This window comes from Rahnella sp. PD12R, from assembly GCF_019200965.1.
Taxonomy (GTDB): Bacteria; Pseudomonadota; Gammaproteobacteria; order Enterobacterales; family Enterobacteriaceae; genus Rahnella; species Rahnella laticis.
In genome coordinates, this window is sequence record NZ_JAHTMS010000002.1 from 422,397 (window position 1) to 442,619 (window position 20,223).

At 54.5% G+C, this 20,223-nt stretch carries 19 protein-coding genes; 10 read left to right on the top strand and 9 right to left on the bottom strand.

The genetic code is table 11. The annotated features are described in order from the left end of the window. Positions 1–5 precede the first annotated feature (5 nt). Positions 6–692 carry a response regulator gene (locus tag KWG64_RS05890; protein ID WP_195824705.1) on the bottom strand — a complete coding sequence of 229 codons (687 nt, stop codon included), beginning with the start codon at positions 690–692 and terminating at the stop codon, positions 6–8. 3 nt (positions 693–695) lie between these two features. Continuing rightward, entirely contained in the window at positions 696–2,324 is a 1,629-nt protein-coding gene (locus KWG64_RS05895; protein WP_218521228.1) for a sensor histidine kinase, read from the bottom strand. 375 nt (positions 2,325–2,699) lie between these two features. Here KWG64_RS05895 and KWG64_RS05900 point away from each other — a divergent pair, with 375 nt between their 5' ends. The 9 genes from KWG64_RS05900 (at position 2,700) to KWG64_RS05940 (ending at position 10,793) form a co-directional block, all read left to right on the top strand. Continuing rightward, a complete protein-coding gene (locus tag KWG64_RS05900) occupies positions 2,700–4,064 on the top strand; it encodes a 2-hydroxycarboxylate transporter family protein (RefSeq protein WP_152326848.1) in 1,365 nt (454 codons plus the stop codon). Between the two features lie 58 nt (positions 4,065–4,122). Then, positions 4,123–4,992, top strand: a complete 870-nt coding sequence (locus tag KWG64_RS05905) for a fumarylacetoacetate hydrolase family protein (RefSeq protein WP_218521229.1) — start codon at positions 4,123–4,125, stop codon at positions 4,990–4,992. Positions 4,993–5,065: 73 nt separating this feature from the next. Continuing rightward, complete coding sequence (gene citC, locus KWG64_RS05910; RefSeq protein ID WP_218521230.1) at positions 5,066–6,160, top strand: [citrate (pro-3S)-lyase] ligase; 1,095 nt, start codon at positions 5,066–5,068, stop codon at positions 6,158–6,160. 15 nt (positions 6,161–6,175) lie between these two features. Continuing rightward, positions 6,176–6,466, top strand: coding sequence for a citrate lyase acyl carrier protein (gene citD, locus KWG64_RS05915; RefSeq protein WP_218521231.1), 291 nt, complete (start codon positions 6,176–6,178; stop codon positions 6,464–6,466). Continuing rightward, on the top strand, positions 6,463–7,338 hold the full coding sequence (gene citE, locus KWG64_RS05920; RefSeq protein ID WP_101075837.1) for a citrate (pro-3S)-lyase subunit beta: 876 nt from the start codon (positions 6,463–6,465) through the stop codon (positions 7,336–7,338). Before citD ends, citE begins: the two co-directional genes overlap by 4 nt. Positions 7,339–7,368: 30 nt before the next feature. Then, on the top strand, positions 7,369–8,895 hold the full coding sequence (gene citF / locus KWG64_RS05925) for a citrate lyase subunit alpha (RefSeq protein WP_218521232.1): 1,527 nt from the start codon (positions 7,369–7,371) through the stop codon (positions 8,893–8,895). Beyond that, a complete protein-coding gene (gene citX / locus KWG64_RS05930; protein ID WP_218521233.1) occupies positions 8,895–9,434 on the top strand; it encodes a citrate lyase holo-[acyl-carrier protein] synthase in 540 nt (179 codons plus the stop codon). Before citF ends, citX begins: the two co-directional genes overlap by 1 nt. Next, positions 9,412–10,251, top strand: a complete 840-nt coding sequence (gene citG, locus KWG64_RS05935; protein ID WP_218521234.1) for a triphosphoribosyl-dephospho-CoA synthase CitG — start codon at positions 9,412–9,414, stop codon at positions 10,249–10,251. Before citX ends, citG begins: the two co-directional genes overlap by 23 nt. After that, entirely contained in the window at positions 10,248–10,793 is a 546-nt protein-coding gene (locus KWG64_RS05940) for an alpha/beta hydrolase (protein WP_218521235.1), read from the top strand. Before citG ends, KWG64_RS05940 begins: the two co-directional genes overlap by 4 nt. Before the next feature lie 8 nt (positions 10,794–10,801). On the opposite strand, the gene KWG64_RS05945 is transcribed toward KWG64_RS05940, so the two are convergent. Both KWG64_RS05945 and KWG64_RS05950 read right to left on the bottom strand, forming a co-directional pair. Beyond that, on the bottom strand, positions 10,802–11,278 hold the full coding sequence (locus tag KWG64_RS05945; RefSeq protein WP_218521236.1) for a DUF805 domain-containing protein: 477 nt from the start codon (positions 11,276–11,278) through the stop codon (positions 10,802–10,804). Between the two features lie 92 nt (positions 11,279–11,370). Continuing rightward, a complete protein-coding gene (locus KWG64_RS05950) occupies positions 11,371–12,438 on the bottom strand; it encodes a LacI family DNA-binding transcriptional regulator (RefSeq protein ID WP_165058031.1) in 1,068 nt (355 codons plus the stop codon). Between the two features lie 277 nt (positions 12,439–12,715). Between KWG64_RS05950 and KWG64_RS05955 the strand changes: the two genes are divergently transcribed. Beyond that, positions 12,716–13,972, top strand: coding sequence for a maltoporin (locus KWG64_RS05955; protein ID WP_152326838.1), 1,257 nt, complete (start codon positions 12,716–12,718; stop codon positions 13,970–13,972). A gap of 345 nt (positions 13,973–14,317) precedes the next feature. Here the strand turns inward: KWG64_RS05955 and KWG64_RS05960 are convergent, their stop codons facing one another. From KWG64_RS05960 to KWG64_RS05980, 5 genes are all read right to left on the bottom strand, one after another. Continuing rightward, positions 14,318–14,635 (bottom strand): glucose PTS transporter subunit EIIB, encoded by a 318-nt coding sequence (locus KWG64_RS05960; protein ID WP_195812664.1) that lies wholly within the window; start codon positions 14,633–14,635, stop codon positions 14,318–14,320. A 74-nt stretch (positions 14,636–14,709) separates the two neighbouring features. Continuing rightward, positions 14,710–16,773 (bottom strand): beta-galactosidase, encoded by a 2,064-nt coding sequence (locus tag KWG64_RS05965; RefSeq protein WP_218521237.1) that lies wholly within the window; start codon positions 16,771–16,773, stop codon positions 14,710–14,712. A 63-nt stretch (positions 16,774–16,836) separates the two neighbouring features. Continuing rightward, positions 16,837–17,988, bottom strand: a complete 1,152-nt coding sequence (locus KWG64_RS05970) for an arabinogalactan endo-beta-1,4-galactanase (RefSeq protein ID WP_370628609.1) — start codon at positions 17,986–17,988, stop codon at positions 16,837–16,839. 64 nt (positions 17,989–18,052) lie between these two features. Continuing rightward, positions 18,053–18,904 (bottom strand): sugar ABC transporter permease, encoded by an 852-nt coding sequence (locus tag KWG64_RS05975; protein ID WP_195812667.1) that lies wholly within the window; start codon positions 18,902–18,904, stop codon positions 18,053–18,055. A 14-nt stretch (positions 18,905–18,918) separates the two neighbouring features. After that, the gene (locus tag KWG64_RS05980) at positions 18,919–20,220 is read right to left on the bottom strand and encodes a carbohydrate ABC transporter permease (protein WP_195824704.1); all 1,302 of its coding nucleotides are present in this window, start codon (positions 20,218–20,220) and stop codon (positions 18,919–18,921) included. Positions 20,221–20,223: the final 3 nt, after the last annotated feature.

Genomic DNA, 20,223 nt, shown 5'->3' on the forward strand with positions numbered 1-20,223 from the left:
CTGCATTACGCCCGCCGGTACATCCGGCGGGGATGTCCGATTTTCCCGTACAGCATTTCCACCCGCAAATCCCCTTTCTGAACGCAATGCTCGAGATACCGGCGGGCGGTGGTTTTACTTAACTTCGTTTCACTGACCACTTCATCGACCGAATAACAGCGCCCGGCATCCTGCATAAAAATCGCTTCTACCAAATTCAGCGTGTTCTCTTCGATGCCTTTGTTTCCGGCCTTGGGCGTGAAGTCTTTGGCCTGTAACTGATAGAGACTGTCGACGTTTTGCTGATCGACCACTTTCCACGCCCGCTGCGTCTGGCTGAACTGAATGAACCGCTCCAGCGACTGTTGCAGACGGTTCCAGGACACCGGTTTGAGAATGTAATCAAATGCACCAGAACGAATCGCCTGACTGCACGTGTTCATGTCGCTGGCCGCCGTGATAAAAATCACCGAGCAATGCGTTTTCTTCAGCACATCGTTTTCAAGCAGGGAAATCCCCTGTCCGTCCGGCAAATAGTTATCCAGCAGTAACAGCTGCGGCCGCTTTTCCTCAATCAGCACCTTCGCTTCCCGCAGCGTGGAGGCCATCCCCACCAGCCGCAGCCAGCGGTGATTATCGATAAGCTCGGCGTACAGCTGCGCCAGCTGGTTTTCATCTTCCACAATCATTACGTCAATCATTTCAGCTTGAATCATTTATGCTTTTCCCGTTGTTCCGGTTGAATGGACCGGCAGCCCGTTAGGTATGAAGACAGAGAAAACAGAACCCGTCGGGGAGTTATCAGAAACTTCAATGGTGCCACCCGCGTGGCTGACATAGCTGGCAACCAGATGCAGCCCCAGCCCGTGATCCCCTTCCCGTTTGGAAGTCACACCGAGCGAGAAAATCTGCTCACGTCGCTCCGGCGCAATACCGACGCCCTGATCGGCGACTTCGATCACCAGATCCGCGTGGGTAGAAACGATGTATACCTCAACCGGCCCGGCATTTTCGCCGCGCAGCAGGGTGGCTTCGATGGCGTTATCCAGCAGGTTACCGATAACCGACATCAGCTCTGTTTCACTCAGCGTCGGGGGCAAATGCGTTAATTCACACGCCGGATCGAAGGTCAGTTCTACGCCCTTTTCACGCGCACGCGCATATTTCCCCAGCAGCAATCCGCACAGTCTGGGCGAACAAAACCGCGCCGAGACAAAATCCAGCAGTTCCTGCGCACTTTCCGATTGCGCTTCGATATACCGGATCGCTTCATCGTAACGGCCCATGTGCAACAGCCCGGCCAGCGTTGCCGTCCAATTAAGCTGCTCATGGCGCATCACCCGCAGGTTATCGGCATAACGCTGCACCTGACTGAGCTGAATGCTCAGGCGATCGATGTCGCTGCAATCCCGGAAGGTAATCACCCATCCCTGAAGCTGATCTTCAAGCATGATCCGCACACGGCTGGCGACCACTGTCAGGTTGTTGAACAGGCAGATTTCATCGTGAATATCTTTCTCCAGCATCACCTGACGATCAAAAAAGCTGACCGGCGCAATCACCTCTTCCAGCGGTTTTCCGCGCAGTTCCCGCGAGGGTACGTCCAGATTCAGCAGTTTTTTCGCCGCCTGATTAATCACGGCAATACGCGACTGCCCGTCAATTGCGATCACGCCTTCGTAAATGGATTCCATCAGCGCTTTTTGCTGACGAACCAGCAGACCGATTTCACGCGGCTCCAGCGAAAACATCTGCTTTTTAATCGAGCGCGAGAAAAACCACGAGAACGTAAACAGCGCCAGCAGGAGCGTCGCGGCGGCCACCAGAATACGGATGGCTTTCTCGACGGTCAGCGTATTAATGTGGCTGGTCAGATACCCCACAGAGACGATGCCGATGACGTGGCCCTGCGCATTTAAAATCGGCGCCTTGCTGCGCAGCGACAGCCCGATACCGCCGAGGCGCACGGTGGTGCTGCTTTTACCCGCCAGCACATCGACGTTGTCGTCGCCGACCAGCGCCTTACCCACGCGATCGGCATAAATGGAATGGAAAAGATGCATCGCTTTTCCGTCACCAATCACCATATAACTCGCGTCACTGTGCGCGGATATATTCCTCATCAGTCTGTTAATTGCAGAAACATCCTTATTTTCCACTGCGGTAATTAACGACGGTATAAGTGCAATTTCTTCTGCCTGTACTTTTGCACGCACACCCATATCTTCATATAACTGACGTTCAATATCGTGATAGTAATAAATCCCCACTATTGAAAACAGCGTGACGAATAAAACCACAAGATAAATAAAAAGCTTTATCTGGAAAGAGGGTCGAAACCGCATCGGGACATCCGTTATAAAGAGCGCTGAGATAATTATTAACAATGACGGTACTTTATCATCCGGGGCTATTTCTGTCAGACGGGAAAATCAAAGTTGCGAGGCACGCCGCAGAACAACCGCAGGCGCAGCAAGCCCCCTGCGGCTGATGGCAAAGTTCACAACAGTTATTTCACCATAAATTAACAGTAATATTATAATTACAAATAACACCATAAAAACCACAGAAAAATATATTAAGGAAAATCCTAAGAGTTAATTAAAACCATAAAAACCTTTCACTCCTTTAAAATACCGGTGTTAACTTGCGGGACTTCACATAATACCGGTTATTATCTCTCTTACACTCCCTGCACAAATTGACACAGGGGATTCATCATGAGTACAACCGACGACACTTATTCTGTTCCCGCGGGTTCGGTACCTGCAAAACAGCTCTCATTAAAAGATAAATGGTGGCACATTCTCGACACCTGGAAAATTGGCATTATTCCTTTACCACTGTTTGTGATGGCCGGTGTGCTGATTGCCATCGACTGTCTGGACGGCAAACTGCCGAGCGATATCGTAGTGATGGTGGCGACGTTAGCGTTCTTCGGCTTTGCCTGCGGCGAGTTCGGTAAACGTCTGCCGTTCATCGGCAAAATGGGCGCCGCGGCGATTTGCGCGACCTTCATTCCCTCCGCACTGGTGTATTACGGCCTGCTGCCGGACGTAGTGGTCGAATCCACCACGAAATTCTACAAAAGCACCAACATCCTTTATCTCTACATCTGCTGCATTATTGTCGGCAGCATTATGAGCATGGATCGCAAAGTGCTCATTCAGGGCTTCATGCGTATTTTCTTCCCGATGCTGTGCGGTGAAGTGGTCGGCATGCTGGTCGGGATGGGCGTGGGGCTGGCACTGGGCATGGAACCTTTCCAGATCTTCTTCTTCCTGATCCTGCCGATTATGGCCGGGGGGGTGGGTGAAGGCGCAATCCCGTTGTCTATCGGCTACGCCACGTTGCTGCATATGGATCAGGGCGTGGCGCTGGGCCGCATTCTGCCTATCGTGATGCTCGGTGGCCTGACCGCCATTGTTATCTCGGGCTCACTCAATCAGCTCGGTAAACGTTATCCGCATCTGACCGGTGAAGGCCAGCTGATGCCTTCCGCCAAAAATGCCACCGCAGATAAAAGCGCGCTGTCGGCAACCAGCGGTAAAACCGATGTCACCACCATTGCCGCAGGCGCCCTGCTGGCGGTTCTGCTGTACATGGTCGGCATGCTGTTACACAAACTGATTGGCCTGCCTGCACCGGTCGGCATGTTGTTTGCCGCGGTGGCGCTCAAGCTGGCGCACGGCGTTTCACCTCGCCTGCTTGAAGGTTCGCAGGTGGTGTACAAATTCTTCCAGACTTCCGTGACCTACCCGATTCTGTTTGCCGTGGGCGTGGCTATCACGCCGTGGAACGAGCTGGTCGCCGCGTTCACTATTTCAAATCTGCTGGTCATCGTCAGCACGGTCGCAGCGCTGGTTGCCACCGGCTTCTTCGTGGGCAAGAAAATCGGTATGCACCCGATTGATGTCGCCATCGTGTCCTGCTGCCAGAGCGGTCAGGGCGGCACCGGTGACGTCGCCATTCTGACGGCGGGCAACCGTATGCAACTGATGCCTTTCGCACAAATCGCGACCCGCATCGGCGGCGCGATCAACGTTTCGGTAGCCCTGCTGGTTCTGGGGAATTTCCTGGTCTGACAGCGGTATCCGGCAAGCACGATTGTGATTTTTGATTGATTCAATTCAGGACATATTTATGAAACTGGCAAGTTATCTTTATCAGGGGCGCAAGTCCTACGGCATCGCAACGCAGAGCGGCATGATCGACCTCGGCCGCCTTCTCGGCCAGCGTTATCCCGACCTCAAAGCTCTGCTGGCGGGCGACGCACTGTCACAGGCGCAGGAACTGGCCAGCCGACCGGCAGATCTGAGCTTTGACGACCTGACTTTTTTGCCGGTCATTCAGAATCCGGAAAAAATTCTCTGCGTCGGCATGAATTACGCTGAAAAACGCAAAGAGTTCGATCAGCACAATCCGGCACCGACGCTGTTTGTCCGCTTTGCTGACTCACAAACCGGCCACGCCTCCCCGATCATCAAACCCAGCCGTTCGGTTGAGTTTGATTACGAGGGCGAACTGGCCGTCATCATCGGGTCAGCGGGCGAAAATATTTCCCACGAAGACGCCCTTTCCCACGTTGCCGGTTACAGCTGCTACATGGACGGTTCCGCCCGCGACTGGCAGCACACCTGGTTTACCGCCGGTAAAAACTGGCGGCAGACCGGTGCTTTTGGCCCGTGGATGACCACGGCGGATGAAATTCCTGATCCGCATGCGCTGGCAATCCGTACCTGGCTGAACGGCAATATGGTTCAGGACGACAACACCCGCAGCATGATCCACAAGGTTGCCGAGCTGATTGAGTACATCAGTACCTTTACCTCACTGAGCGCAGGCGACGTGATCATCACCGGTTCTCCGGGCGGCGTGGGCAAGAAACGCGTACCGCCGCTGTTTATGAAACCCGGCGACCGCATTGAAGTGGAAATCGAAAAAATCGGTCATCTCAGCAACGTGATTGTTGCCGCGGACCGTCAGGTGAGCCATGCACCGGCCGCCCATTAACGTGTTAAACGCCGGGCTTCGTGCCCGGCATGCTCCGAGTTATTTGAACAATACCCGATATCAGGAATGCATTATGTTCAGCCGTGACGAACCCGACTTTCACGTCATCACCACAAGCCAGGCACCTCAGGGCCTGCTGGCCGATATCCGCGCCCTGCTGCATCAAAGCCAGCTGGGCATGGATGATGATATCGAGTATTTCGTAGTGGCCCTTTCCGGCAGACGGCTGATCGGATGTGCAGGTCTGGTCAGTAACACCATCAAGTGCGTGGCTGTGGCGGCAGACTGGCGCGGCGAAAATCTCAGCGCCAGATTGCTCAGTGAAGTCGAAAACTTTGCGGTTCAGCGCGGCAAACTCCACCTGTTTCTCTACACCCGTCCCGGCAATCTGGAACGCTTTCGCGGCTGCGGATTTTACCCGCTGGTGCAGTGGGACAACGTCGCGGTGCTGATGGAAAACACGCCGGTCGGCATCAGCCATTATTGCCGCGCCCTGAAGCGCCATTATCACGAAGGTCAGCGCGTTGGCGCGGTAGTGATGAATGCCAATCCGTTCACGCTCGGCCATCGTTATTTGGCGGAACAGGCGGCGGCGACGTGCGACTGGCTGCACGTTTTTGTGGTCAGCGAAGACGTGTCGTATTTCCCGTTTCAGGAAAGGCTGGAAATGGTGCGTCAGGGCGTCGCCGATTTGCCGAATGTCACGGTTCACGCCGGTTCTGAGTACATGATTTCACGCGCCACGTTTCCCGGTTATTTCCTTAAAGATGCCGGGCTGGTGAACCAGACCTGGAGCGCGATGGATCTGCTGATTTTCCGCCAGTATATCGCCCCGGCGCTGGGCATCACGCATCGTTTTGTCGGCAGCGAGCCCTTTTGCCCGGTCACGCATCAGTACAACTGTGACATGCACGACTGGCTGGAAACGCCCTCCCGTTCGGCCTCAAAACCGCTGACCGTTATTGAACTGCCGCGCAAACGCCATGCCGGTGGCATCGCGATTTCAGCCTCGGAAGTCCGCGCATTGCTGAAAACCTGTCAGTTACCGCGCATCCGCGACATCGTTCCGCCCAGCACGTATGCACACCTTGAACACCATTATTGCGCTGAAGCGCCCGCCGAAACGGCGCGCAGCGATGAACTTATTATTTCTACCACTCTTTGTTAAAGCAGGAAAAAACGAATGAAAATTGTGAAGGAGGCGCTGGCAGGTACGGTTGAATCCAGCGATTTGCTGGTAAAAATCGCCCCGGCCAGCGAGCTGAGCGTGGTGATCAACAGCGAAGTGATCAAGCAGTTTGGCGACCAGATCCGCCGCGTTGTGAACGAAACGCTTGAAGCCCTTGGCGTGAAAGAAGGCTTACTGATTATTGAAGATAAAGGCGCGCTCGACTGCGTTATCCGCGCCCGCGTGCAAAGCGCGGTACTGCGTGCAGCACAGGAAGAAGATATTCACTGGGAGACGTTACGATGAAAAAACTCCGCCGCAGCATGCTGTTCCTGCCAGGGGCCAGTGCCGCCATGTTATCCACGGCATTTATCTATCGTCCTGATTCCATCATGTTTGATCTGGAAGACGCCGTTTCCCTGCGCGAAAAAGACACCGCCCGCATTCTGGTGTTCCACGCCCTGCAACACCCGATGTACAAAGATATCGAAACCGTCGTGCGCATTAATCAGCTCAGCACGCCGTTTGGTTTGAAGGATCTGGAAGCCGTGGTACGCGCGGGTGTGGACGTGGTTCGTCTGCCGAAAACCGATACGCCGGAAGATATTTTCGAGCTGGAAGCGCACATCGAACGCATCGAAAAAGACTGCGGGCGAGAAGTCGGTTCCACCAAAGTCATGGCCGCCATCGAATCGGCTATTGGCGTCATCAACGCCGTCGCCATTGCCCGCTGTTCGCCGCGTCTGATTGGCATCGCGCTGGCCGCTTTCGACTATGTGATGGATATGCAAACTGAGCGCGGTGACGGCACTGAGCTGTTCTACGCCCGTTGCGCCGTGCTGCACGCAGCACGCGCCGCCGGTATCGACGCCTTTGATGTGGTGTATTCCGATATCAACGATGAAGCCGGTTTCCTGCGTGAAGTCGAGCTTATCCGCAAAATGGGTTTCAACGGCAAATCCCTGATTAACCCGCGCCAGATTGAGTTGCTGCACAACGCTTACGCGCCGACGCAGGAAGACGTGGATTACGCGCGTCGCGTTATCGCCGCCGCAGAAGAAGGCGAGCGCAAAGGCCTCGGCGTAATTTCGCTCAACGGCAAGATGATCGATGGCCCGATCATCAACCACGCACAAGTGGTGCTTGAACGCGCCAGCGCCTCCGGCGTGCGTCGCTAGCCCTCAATTTTGCACAGGAATATGAAGAGAATGAGCCATTTAACAGAAATGTTGCACAGCCAATATCCCGGCATGAAGCATCTGGTTGCTTTCGACGGTGCGCACCGCACCACGCCGTATCTGTCCGATCCCGATGCGCGCCTGCATCGTAAATTATGCGATTCGCTGGAACAGGCTATTGCCCGCAGCGGCCTGAACGACGGCATGACTATCTCCTTCCACCACGCTTTTCGCGAAGGCGATCAGGTGATTAATCATGTCGTCGGCACGCTGGCGCGTCTGGGTTTTAAAAATCTGACGCTGGCGTCCAGCTCTCTGATGACCTGCAACGACGCGCTGATCGAACACATCCGCAGCGGCGTGATTACCCGCATTTATACCTCGGGGATGCGCGGCAAACTGGCCGACGCCATTTCGCACGGCCTGATGGAAGAACCGGTACAGATCCATTCGCATGGCGGTCGGGTGAAATTATTACAAGACGGCGAGCTGAACATTGACGTCGCCTTTCTGGGTGTTCCGTGCAGTGACGAATTCGGCAACGCCAACGGTACGCACGGCAAATCCTGCTGCGGTTCGCTGGGCTACGCGATGGTGGATGCGCAGTTCGCCAAAACCGTCGTACTGCTGACCGAAGAACTGGTGCCCTTCCCTAACATGCCCGCCAGCCTGGTGCAGGATCAGGTGGATTACATCGTAAAAGTCGATCAGGTCGGCGACCCGGCAAAAATCAGCGTGGGCGCAGCGCGCGTAACCAGCAATCCGCGCGAGCTGATGATTGCCCGCACGGCAGCCGAAGTCATTGAACATTCCGGCTATTTCAAGCCCGGTTTTTCGATGCAAACCGGTTCCGGCGCGGCGGCAACGGCCTGCACCCGTTTCATGGAAGAAAAGATGGAACGTAACCAGATCACCGCGCGTTTTGCCCTCGGCGGCATCACCGGCAGTCTGGTGGATTTGCACGAAAAAGGATTGATCGAAACGCTGCTGGATACGCAATGTTTTGACGGTCAGGCCGCAGCATCGCTGGGGCGCAATCCGCAGCACATTGAAATTTCCACCAATGTTTACGCCAATCCGGGGGCCAAAGCCGCAAGCTGCGATCAGCTGGATATCGTCATTCTGAGCGCACTGGAGATCGACACCGATTTTAATGTGAACGTGATTACCGGTTCCGACGGCGTGATGCGCGGCGCATCAGGCGGCCATTGCGACGTCGCCAGCGCCGCCAACCTGACGATTGTGGTTGCGCCACTTCTGCGCAGCCGCATTCCGACCGTCGTGCGCCGTGTCACAACCCGCGTCACACCGGGCGAAAGCATTGATGTGCTGGTCACTGACCACGGGATCGCCGTCAATCCGGCACGCCCTGAAATCCGCCAGCGACTCGAAGAAGCTGGCATGAAAATCATGGACATCGAAACGTTGTATCAGCGTGCCATTTCCCTGACCGGCGAGCCGAAGCCGATTGAGTTTACGCAGCGCGTGGTGGGCGTGATCCGTTACCGCGACGGCAGCGTGATTGACGTCGTTCATCAGGTCAAAGAGGACGCATAATGACGATTTTGACGCCTGCCAATGCAGGCGTCAGTCTGGAGGATTTGCTGGCGGCAAAGGAAAAGCGTGCGCAGCGGCAAACCGACTGGCTGACACAATTCCCACACACCCTGATTTCCCTCACGCTGGTGACGCCCGGCGCGGTGAAAGACAGCGTGAGTTATCGCCAGGTTATGCGCGAAGCGCTGGGCGCGGCGGAAACACTGCTGTTGCAACGTGGCTGGCCGGTGCTGAGGCATGCAGTATTCTGGTTGCCGACCGGTGCGGAAGCGTTCTGGAGCATTGAGCACCCGGCGCCGGAAGTGAAAGCCGCTACCGTAGCGCTTGAACAGTCGCATGCGCTGGGGCGTTTATGGGATTTCGATGTGATCTGCCCGCAGGCTGGCGTTGTAGGCCGCCGGTCGCTGGATAACGCCAGCCGCCGGTGTCTTATCTGCGACGGCCCCGCACACGCCTGTGCGCGTTCGCGCCGGCATCCGTTGCCCGACGTGATCGCAAAAGTGGAGGCGCTGATTGATGGCTGGCATCGCACTCGCTGAACCGCAGGTTTGCACCGACATCGCCACACTGGCGGCCGACGCGCTCCGCCAGGAAGTCTGGCTGACGCCTAAACCCGGTCTGGTGGACAGCGCCAATAACGGTTCACACAGTGACATGGACTTGCCGATGTTTTTGCGTAGCATCGGTGCGATTACGCCGTGGTTGCATCAGTTTTACCGGCTCGGCCAGCAGGACGCAGCGCAACCGGCAACATCTGTGCTGAAGCGGATCCGCCCTGCCGGTCTGGCCTGCGAGCAGGCGATGTTCGGCGCTACAAACGGCATTAATACGCACAAAGGCGGCATTTTTTCTTTGGGAATTTTGTGTACGGCGGCAGGCCGGATCAGCGCCCGTCAGCAACTGCTGACCCGCACGGCGTTATGCGCCGAAGTGGCCGCGCTCACGCAAGGGCTGGTGGCACGGGAATTACAACATTGCCGCCAGCCGGTGACCGCAGGAGAACGGTTGTTTCAGGCGCACGGCATGACCGGCGCGCGCGGCGAAGTGCAGAGCGGATTCGTGACGTTGCGCCGCCATGTTTTGCCTTACTGGCAGACAGAAACCCAGCCTGAACGCCGCGGTCTTAACGCCCTGCTGCGCCTGATGGCGTTTAATCCCGATACGAATCTGGTGTCACGCGGCGGGCTGAGCGGGCTGCATTTTGTTCAGGATTATGCCCGTAAGTTGCTGAAAAGCGGCTGGCAAAAAGAGGATTTACAGGAGATGGATCAGGCGCTGATATCCCGGCATCTCAGCCCCGGCGGCAGTGCCGATTTGCTGGCAATCGCGACCGTACTGATGGCTTTCCCGCAATGAATGAGAATGCAGACATCACGCGGATGCTGGTTCCCGGTTTACGCGACAGCGAAGCCGGACACTGGCAAAGCCGCTGGCATGAACAAAATCCGCAGTGGCTGCGGGTGAAACAGCGCGACTGGGCGCAGGTGGATCTCGAAGGTTGGATCACCGCCATTGACCGCGAGCAGAAGCTGGCTAAAAGCCCGTTGCTGCTGATTGGCCACAGCTTTGGCGCGCTTGCCAGTCTGGTGTGGGCGAACCGCCATCCGCCGCTTTGCGCAGGCGTGATGCTGGTCGCCCCCGCTGAACCGATGCGTTTTGGTCTGGACGATGACATTTTACCTGAGCCGCTGGCGGTTCCCGGTCTGCTGGTCGCCAGCCATACGGATCCGTTATTGCCTTTTACCCGCGCACAGTTCTGGGCGCAGGCGTGGGGCTGCGAGCTGGTGGATATCGGCGAGGCCGGGCATATCAATGTGGAATCGGGTTTCGGAGAATGGCCGTGGGGGCTGGCAAAACTGGAAGAGTTTGCCGCGCGGCTGGCGGCAAACCCCCGTTGAAAATGTGCTTAACGAACGATGCGGTTATCTGCTTCCGGTGCCGGTTTGGATTTCACGCAGCACAGGTAAATCATCACCAGCAGCGGGATCCAGCCGAGCACGATACCCAGCGTAATTTTCATCCAGACATAGGTTTCCGGTGACGCGTATTCCATCAGGATCATGTTGAGCAAACGCGACACAATTCCTGCCAGATAAACACCGCCGAACCACCAGCCGGAGCGGTTGATGTCGTGCATGCGGCGGATGCCGACCGCCAGAATAGGTAATGCCAGCGCCAGCGCGTAAATGGTGTAGGCCATACCGGCATAGAACACGCCGTAAGGGTTTCCCGCCAGCGCCATCACGGTCGCCACCGTCCCCGTCAGCAAAATCATCAGCAAGATATTGACCAGCGTGAACACCCAAAACTCTTTGCGGGTCGCACGCCCTTCAAACTTCACGTACCCTTTCCAGCCCCGAACAAAACACTGCCATACGGTCATTCCGTCATATCCTTTTGTTTATCGTTTGAAATTTTTCATATCTTAAACGCTATCAAAAGCATTCTGAAATCTTTATTTACATCTGCCGGACATCACTGGCCGCGCAGCTGTCGGGCAAGTTTATCGAGCTGATCGGCGATCTGGTTAAGGTCTTTGTCCGGCTGTCCCGGCGCGCGCGTGGAGTTTCGCACGACCAGTTGCGCAGGCAAAATACGCGACGTCGTGTCCGGCTCCGTTGCCAGCAAAAGCCCGACGGCTTCTTTGCTTTGCAAATCGAGATCCAGAGAAACCGTGGTCAGCGCCGGATGAAAGAATGCGCTGTCGTAGGTGTCGTCGTAGCCGATAATAGAAACCTGTTGCGGGATCGCCACGTTGTGCTGATGCAGCGCGCTGATCACGCCCAGCGCCATCTGGTCATTCCCTACCAGCAGGGCCGTAAACTGCGGCGTCTCGCGCAAAATCTGCAACGCGCCGTAGTAACCGCTTTTGGCACTCCAGTCGCCGTGAACCACCGTCACCGGCTGTAATCCTTTTTCGGTCAGCGTTTTCTGCCAGCTTTCCAGACGCAGGCGCGAAGACACCGACTCTTCCGGCCCGGCCAGCAAGGCAAATTCCCGATGCCCCAAATCAAGCAGATATTCCACGCTGGCGCGGGAACCATCGGCCGGATTAAAGCAGACGTTAAACACCGGGCTGGTCGGATCCACATCCAGGAACAGGCAAAGAATGTCGCGGTTGTTCTCGTAAATGCGTTCGGCCTCGGCACTTTCCAGCGGGATGTTGATGATCACGCGCTCAACCCGCTGGGATTTCAGCTCGTTAATGGAGTCCTGAATGCTCTGATTCACGTCCTCGTCAATCATCGAAATCAGTACCTGATACCCGGCCTGATGGGCATATTTCTTCACCGAAGCGGCAATTTGCGACGGTGCGTGCAGCGCCAGCGAGGTTGTCACCAGCCCGATCGTAAAACTCTGTTTTCCCACTAACTGCTGCGCCAGCCGGTTGGGTACATAACGCAGCACTTCAATCGCCTGCTCAACTTTCTGGCGCGTGGCGTCGGACACATTGGCCGACTTGTTTAAAACACGCGAAACCGTCTGATAGGAAACACCGGCATAGCGGGCAACGTCTTCTAATGTCGAACTTTTCGATTTCATGCTTTTCCCGTTTTGCAGCCCGTGATTTTACGCAATCTCATGATAATCGAGCCAAAGTACGGGATCTCATTTAAAAGTTCAATCTGAGAACCGTTTGACTTAAAAGTTATACGTTAACATTCGTTAAATTCGTGATTTAAATCACCAGACGTTTATTTTAAACACACAAGTTGTAGATCTCCTTCACAATTCACACTGTGTTAAATTGATCATTATTGTTTCTGGGTATCTTATAGATTCCGTAAATGTGAACGTAATACATAAATAAGGAAAAATAATGAAACACAACTTACGTACTCTGGCTGTGGCGGTCTCTCTTGGGCTGGTGACAGGCCCCGCAGTGGCTAACGACATTGATTTTCATGGATATCTGCGCTCCGGATTGGGCGTTTCCGGCAGCGGCAGTCTGGAGCAATTTCAGAAAAACAAAGTCGGTCGTCTGGGCAACGAAAATGACACTTACGGCGAAATCGAACTGGGCAGTGAAGTTTACAAAAAGGACGATGTGAGTTTTTACGTCGATTCCATGGTCAGCATGGTGTCCGACGGGTCCAACGATGACGAAAACACACTCAATGATGATGCGCAATTTGGCCTGCGTCAGCTGAATCTGCAAATCAAAGGGCTGGTGCCGTGGGACAAAGATGCGGTGATCTGGGGTGGTAAACGTTATTACCAGCGCCATGATTTACATATCATCGATACCAAATACTGGAACATTTCCGGTGCTGGCGCCGGTGTGGAAAACCTGAAAATGGGCGAAGGCGCGCTGTCTGTGGCCTGGATCCGCGGCGATGCCAATGATGTGGATTACCGCGTAGACGGCGATAACGATGTCAATATCAACTACATCGACGTGCGTTATGCCGGTATCAAACCGTGGAGCGGCGCGTGGATGGAAGTCGGTGCCGACTACGCCATGCCAAACCTGACGCACGATCAGAAAGACTACGGCGGCCTGTATGACGCGGAAAATGGTGTGATGCTGACCGGTGAAATCAGCCAGGATATGTGGGGCGGCTACAACAAGCTGGTTTTACAGTATGCCAACAAAGGTCTGGCGCAGAACATGATTTCCCAGGGCGGCGGCTGGTATGACATGTGGAACTACACCAACGACGCCAGCGGTTATCGCGGCATCATCACCGGTCTTATACCGATCACCAGCAAATTCAGCCTCAATCACGTTCTGACATACGGCCATGCGGAAAACATCACCGACTATACCGATACGACAGAACTGGTTTCTCTGGTTGGCCGTGCGCAATATCAGTGGACGGATTACGTGCGCACCATCGGTGAAGTCGGTACGTTCTACCAGAAAGACGATTACAAAAATGGCACTAACTATAAGCAAGGCGGGCAGAAATATACGCTGGCGATGGGTCTGGCGGCCGGTCCTGAGTTTATGTCACGCCCGGAACTGCGCGTGTTCGCCTCTTACCTGAATGATTCAGAGCACGGCAATACGTTTGAAGACCACACCAAATCCGATACTTGGAACTTTGGTGTGCAGGTAGAAGCCTGGTGGTAATTCCCTGTCGTCCTTGAAGCCGCTGCTGCGTTAGCTTCGTTTGCTCACCCGAATCACTGACATCAGTCAGCTCATCGGGATTCGCTCACTTGCCGCCTTGCCGCGCCTGCAATGACTTAAGGGAAAAGTAAGAAGTTATATTTATTAAAAACCTCATTGTAATTAACGCTCAGGGTTTAACGCATTTTCTCTTGTAGGGGATCGTGACGTTTTTGTACCCGCACAGCAGCATCATTATTATTTAGAATAAAGCAAGAAACAATAAAGGCAGCCTTGTGTCGGGCTGCCTTTATTTATTTCAATGCTCTTCTTTTATTTAATACGCCAAATTAAAACCTGGTTCAATTACTGACCTTTTAAGCCAAATTTCTCGGTCATTAATTTCTTCAGGCTGTCGGACTGTTTACCGAATATCGCATGGACTTCCTGCCCGATGATCACCACGCCAATCGCGCCGGTCTGCTGGATAGCACCGGAGTTAACCCGCCTGAGTTCTTTCACCGTAACGCGCAGTCGTGTGATACACGCATCGACGTTAATAATATTTTCGCGTCCGCCTAACGCATCAATTAATAACGCTACGTCCGTTGACGGCGGAACGTCATCTTTAGGGTTTTTATTCTTTGCGGAAAAGACATGCATGAAATCTTTAATATTAACCATAATGAATACCCTCTTTCAGAAATGAAAAAACGTGCAGAAGGGAATATTCCCCGCTGCACGTTTGTGATTAAAAATTATCGGGAGACTTTACGCGTCAGTATCTGGCAACCGAATGCCGGTAACGTTAATTTGTGCGGCAATATTCCGCCGTGAACCATATCCTGATAATCGCCCGGCAAACTGACAGTCTGGCTGTCGCTGCAATAGTTTTGCAGGAAGATGAATTCACTGTCGCCGTCGGTACGGCGTGCGGCGGTGACACCTTCCGGCAGCGTCGTGCTGATGGCGCGCGGCAGGTTCATCTCTTTCGCCAGCGCGGTGAAGAAATCCGTCTGGAACTGTTGATCGTTGCGCGACGCCACATAATACGCCTGCCCTTTGCCGTACAGATTCACGGTCACCGCAGGCGTTCCGGCGTAGAAATCATCGCCGTAGGTTGCCAGCGCTGCCGCGCCTTCGAGGTGGATCACTTCGCACAATTCGGAAACCTGATACGGCCCGTTCAGCCCCAGCGCGTTGCCTTCAATACCGCAAACGCTGTTGTGCTGTTCGTCTGTCAGGCTGTCGATTTCTTCCGCCCAGATGCCCAGCACCGGACGCAATGGACCGGGGAATCCGTTGAGGAAACACAAATCCGTTTCGTTGACGATGCCGCTCCAGTAAGTGGCGACAAAGCGCCCGCCTGCCTGCACAAAGGCGCTGATCCGCTCGCCGACGCCTTCGCGCACCATGTACAGCATCGGGGCGATGACTAAGTCGTAACCGTCCAGTGCGCAGTCAGCGTTAATCACGTCAACCGCAATGCCCTGCGCCCACAGTGCCTGATAATGCGCGGCCACGGTGTTTTCATAATGCAATCCGGCGTTGCGCGGCCCCATCGCATCGTCCATCGCCCAGCGGCTTTCCCAGTCAAATATGATCGCAACTTTGGCTTCCACGCGGCTGCCCGCGACCGGCGCTAAGGCCGAGAGGATTGTGCCGAGTTCCGCCACTTCACGACCGACGCGGGTATTGATGTGCCCGACGTGATCAACCACCGCGCCGTGGAATTTCTCGGAAGAGCCACGGCTTTTGCGCCACTGGAAATACTGCACCGAATCCGCACCGTGCGCGACCGCCTGTAGCGAGGACAAAATGTGCATCCCCGGTTTTTTCAGTTTGCTGGTCGGCTGCCAGTTGGTGAAGCTCGGCGTCGATTCCATCAGCACGAACGGCTGGCCTTTTTTGAGCGTGCGCATCAGGTCGTGATACATCGCGGTGTACGCCGCCAGCCCGATATCGTCTTTTCGCGTGTGCCACATCGGGTAGCTGTCCCACGAAATGAAATCCAGCACGCTGGCGAGTTTCCAGTAATCGTAGTCGTAGAAATATTCCATGAAATTGGTGGTCGCCGGTAATGCCGGGTTTTCGGCTTTCAGCGGGCGGATCTCTTCGCTGTAAAAACGCGTGACCTGATCGGTATTAAAGCGACGCCAGTCGAGATTCAAACCATGCACCCCGGTTTCGCCCTGCGGCGACGGCGATTCGATCTGCGACCAGTCGGTATACGTATGGCTCCAGAAAGTGCTCCACCAGGCGTTGTTCAGCGCGTCGAGGGTTTCATAACGGGCTTTCACCCAGCCACGGAACCGTTCCTGACACAAATCACAATGGCATTCGCCGCCATATTCGTTGGAGATATGCCAGCCGATCACCGCCGGATGATGCGCATACCGTTTTGCCAGCGCCGTGTTCATCTGCTGCACTTTGTCGCGGTACACCGGCGAGGTCATGCAGTGGTTGTGACGCCCGCCGTGCAACGCTTTTACGCGGTCGCGCCCGACGCGTAATACTTCCGGATATTTTTGTGACATCCACGCCGGACGCGCGCCGCTTGGCGTGGCCAGAAACACCGAGATGCCGTTTTCATGCAAACGGTCCAGCACCTGATCCATCCAGTCAAAGGTATAACGTCCTTCTTCAGGCTCCAGCGCTGACCAGCTGAAAATCCCGACAGACATGACATTACAGCGCGCCTCTTTCATCATTTCGACATCGCGAATCAGTACTTCCGGGCTTTTCAGCCACTGTTCCGGGTTGTAATCCGCGCCGTGTAACAGGCCGGAAATCTTACTGCTCAGAAGAGGGAATTTCGTCATGTTAGGTCCTTACGAACTTTAAGAAATAAAACTCCCCGGCCAAATTAGCCGGGGAAAAGGGGATCAGTTGAAGACCTTAATGGAAGGAAGAACCTGACCGGCGCAGCTAAACAGCGCCTGATTTTCGCGGGCATTGCCCTCTTTCCAGTGGTCGTTGATGTAGGTCATGCCCGCCGGTGTTGCCCAGCCTGCGCCATTAACCGGGATCCACGTCGGTTCCCAGTAGAACAGGCCTTTGCCGCGATGACCGGGCACGCTCACCAGGCTTTTGATCATGTCGCTGAGGAAATCGGCCTGCCCCTGCACCGTGCCCGGATAGCCGCCGTCTTTGGCTTCTTTGGCGGTGAAGCTGTTCTCCGCGGCGTCGCAGTTTTCAAGGGTGTAACCGTAAGCCACTTCGACCACGATCACGTCTTTGTTGTAGCGTTTGCTGATGTCGTCCATGTTGGCCTGTAACGCGGAAATCGGGCCATTCCAGTAGGTATAAAACGACAGGCCGATAACGTCGTAAGGCACCTTGCGCTGGTTGATTTCATCGAACCACCAGCGGAAGGTGTCGTTCTTGGTGCCTTCGGCCAGATGCAGCATGATTTTGATGTCTGACGGGTTTTTCTCGTCGGCCCTGACGCCGGAAATCGCCGCATTCAGCAGCCCGGCCAGACGGTCAAATTCACCGCCGCCCGCGCCCCAGCTTTTGCCTTCCGGCCACAAAATTCCGCCGTTCATTTCGTTGCCGACCTGCACCATATCCGGCACCACGCCCTGTTGGCGGAACTGCGCGATCACGTCGCGGCTGTAATCATGAATGGTCGTTTTCAGCTGCGGATAATCCATTTTTTCCCAGGCTTTCGGCTTGAACTGTTTGCCGGGATCGGTCCAGAAATCGCTGTAATGAAAATCGAGCAGGATTTTAAAACCCTGCGCTTTGGCGCGTTTCGCCAGTTCCAGCGTGGTCGGCAGATCGTTATTGCCGCCGCCGTAAGGATGCCCCTGCGCGTCTTTCGGATCGACCCACAGCCGCAGACGCACGTAGTTGAAACCGTTCTGCCTGAGGATCACCATCGCATCGGTCTGTTTGTGGTTCTGGTCGTAGAACTTGCCGCCGTGTTTTTCCACGTCAATCAGCGTGGAAATATCCGCACCCTTGATGAAATCCGCCGGGACATTGGCGACTTTTTTGATGACCACGTCCTGCGCCACACAGGAAAAAGACATCGCCAGCAGCACGCAGGCCACGGCGCTTTTCGTGAAAATCTTCTGGGTAAAGAGAGTCATGTGATTATCCTTTGGTGCTGCCAGCGGTCAGGCCGGAGACGAAGTATTTTTGTAAGGCGAGATAGAAAATCGCCACCGGCACGGCAATCAGCACCGCGCCCGCTGCGTACGTGGTGTAGCTCGCGCCCATTTTCTGTGCGACCAGGTTGTAGAGACCAATCGGCAGCGTGTATTTATCCGGCGTGCGCAAAATGGTGCTGGAGAGGATGAAATCGCCCAGCGGCCCGGTGAAGGAAAACAGCGCTATCACCGCCAGAATCGGCTTCGACAGCGGCATGATGATTTCGATAAAAATGCGGAAATTCCCCGCGCCGTCCATGCGTGCCGATTCATCCAGATCTTTCGGAATAGCGTCCAGATACCCTTTCATCAGATAGGTGTTCATCGGGATCATGCCGCCGACGTAAATCAGCACCAGCGCCAGATGGCTGTTGATCAGGCCGAGCAGCTGCGCCAGAACGAAAATGGCGATCAGCGCCGAAAACTGCGGGATCATCTGCAATAACAGAAACAGCATCAGCCCGTCTTTGCGCCCTTTGAAACGAAAGCGTGAGAAGGAATAGGCGGTGAAGCTGACACAAATCAGCGTCAGCACCATGGTCAGGAAACTGATTTTCATCGAGTTCCAGTACCACGCCATGTAATTCACCTGCCCGTTGAACAGATCTTTGTAATGCTGGAAGGAGAGGTTCTCCGGAATAATCGACGTGCTGAGCAGGCTGTTCCCCGCATTCAGCGACGCGCCGACGGTCCAGATCAGCGGATAAATAATAATGACCGCCACAATCAGTAACAGGAAATAACTCAGCGACAGGCGGATAAACCGGTTTCTTTTAATACTGCTGTTCTTATTCATCAGTTTGCTCCCGCTTACGCCATATCATCTTGTTTAAATGAATTGGTTGAACGGAATTGCCACAGCGCAATACCGACAACAAATATCGACAGCAAAATCGTAATGGTCGCGGCAATCGCATATTGCGAGGAAGACATGGTGAGTTTATAAATCCACGACACCAGAATATCCGTTCCGCCTGCATTCGATCCCGCCACGGCCGGGCCGCCGTTATTAAACAGATAGATAATATTGAAGTTATTAAAGTTGAAGGTGTATTGCGTGATAATAATCGGCGCAATGGAATACAACACCAGCGGCAGCGTAATGGTTTTTAATTTCTTCCAGGTGCTGGCTCCGTCCATCGTGGCGGCTTCGTACAGGTCGTTAGGGATCGCCTGTAATACGCCGGTGGTCATGGCAAAGACGAACGGGAAACCGAGCCAGGTCTGCATCATGATCAGAGCCGTTTTGGTCCAGAACGGATCGGTCATCCACGCTTTAGGTTCAATGCCTAACGCCGCCAGTATCCCGTTGTTAATCACGCCAAACGAGTCGTTAAACATCCCGGCGAAGACCAGAATGGTGACGAAGCCCGGCACCGCCCACGGCAGGATAAGTACGGTGCGGATAAGCGCCTTGAAGCGCAGATCTTTCTGGTTCACCAGAATCGCCAGCATCACGCCTACAGTGCATTGCAGCGTGGTCGCCAGTACGGTCCAGACGACGGTCCACTGTAAAACATCGAGTAACGTCGAACGCCAGATATTGAGCGTGAAGATATTAATAAAGTTTTTGAATCCCACCCAGTCAACTAATTTAGCCGGCGGCGTGTGATATAAATTGTAATTGGTAAAGGCAATGGAGAAGCCGAAGATAATCGGGAACACCACCACAAAGACCAGCAGAATAAAACCGGGCGTAATCATTAAATACGGAAAACCTTCGCGCAGCAGCAAATGATATTGCTTTCTGACGCTGGGTAATTCCATGCCCGCATCGCGGCGTTTTCCGTTAATCCACGCATCACGCAGGCTCCAGTAATAAAAGCCTGCGCCGAACGCGCCGATTAATACGCTGATAATTCCTTTCGCCAGCAGGAATATCGAGTTATCGCGCGGGACTTCTTCCCCCAGCGTATAAAGCCCCCACATGCCCTGTTGCAGGAAATCATAAAAAACGCCAACGAAACAAAACAGAATGATAAAAAACAGAATTCCCTTGGCCCATTGCCGGTTATAGAACTGACCGAAACCGGGAATGAATGCCAGAGCCAGTGCCACCGGCGCGTGATGGCGGGCAGACAGTGGCTCCTGGTTTTCCTCATGAAGACGCATAGA

Coding starts and splice junctions, on each gene's coding strand:
- citC (WP_218521230.1), top strand. CDS start 5,066: ATGTTCAGCCGTGACGAACCCGACTTTCACGTCATCACCACAAGCCAG.
- KWG64_RS05905 (WP_218521229.1), top strand. CDS start 4,123: ATGAAACTGGCAAGTTATCTTTATCAGGGGCGCAAGTCCTACGGCATC.
- KWG64_RS05975 (WP_195812667.1), bottom strand. CDS start 18,904: ATGAATAAGAACAGCAGTATTAAAAGAAACCGGTTTATCCGCCTGTCG.
- KWG64_RS05940 (WP_218521235.1), top strand. CDS start 10,248: ATGAATGAGAATGCAGACATCACGCGGATGCTGGTTCCCGGTTTACGC.
- citG (WP_218521234.1), top strand. CDS start 9,412: ATGGCTGGCATCGCACTCGCTGAACCGCAGGTTTGCACCGACATCGCC.
- KWG64_RS05900 (WP_152326848.1), top strand. CDS start 2,700: ATGAGTACAACCGACGACACTTATTCTGTTCCCGCGGGTTCGGTACCT.
- citE (WP_101075837.1), top strand. CDS start 6,463: ATGAAAAAACTCCGCCGCAGCATGCTGTTCCTGCCAGGGGCCAGTGCC.
- citD (WP_218521231.1), top strand. CDS start 6,176: ATGAAAATTGTGAAGGAGGCGCTGGCAGGTACGGTTGAATCCAGCGAT.
- KWG64_RS05955 (WP_152326838.1), top strand. CDS start 12,716: ATGAAACACAACTTACGTACTCTGGCTGTGGCGGTCTCTCTTGGGCTG.
- KWG64_RS05945 (WP_218521236.1), bottom strand. CDS start 11,278: ATGACCGTATGGCAGTGTTTTGTTCGGGGCTGGAAAGGGTACGTGAAG.
- KWG64_RS05965 (WP_218521237.1), bottom strand. CDS start 16,773: ATGACGAAATTCCCTCTTCTGAGCAGTAAGATTTCCGGCCTGTTACAC.
- KWG64_RS05950 (WP_165058031.1), bottom strand. CDS start 12,438: ATGAAATCGAAAAGTTCGACATTAGAAGACGTTGCCCGCTATGCCGGT.
- KWG64_RS05960 (WP_195812664.1), bottom strand. CDS start 14,635: ATGGTTAATATTAAAGATTTCATGCATGTCTTTTCCGCAAAGAATAAA.
- KWG64_RS05895 (WP_218521228.1), bottom strand. CDS start 2,324: ATGCGGTTTCGACCCTCTTTCCAGATAAAGCTTTTTATTTATCTTGTG.
- KWG64_RS05970 (WP_370628609.1), bottom strand. CDS start 17,988: ATGTCTTTTTCCTGTGTGGCGCAGGACGTGGTCATCAAAAAAGTCGCC.
- KWG64_RS05980 (WP_195824704.1), bottom strand. CDS start 20,220: ATGCGTCTTCATGAGGAAAACCAGGAGCCACTGTCTGCCCGCCATCAC.
- citX (WP_218521233.1), top strand. CDS start 8,895: ATGACGATTTTGACGCCTGCCAATGCAGGCGTCAGTCTGGAGGATTTG.
- citF (WP_218521232.1), top strand. CDS start 7,369: ATGAGCCATTTAACAGAAATGTTGCACAGCCAATATCCCGGCATGAAG.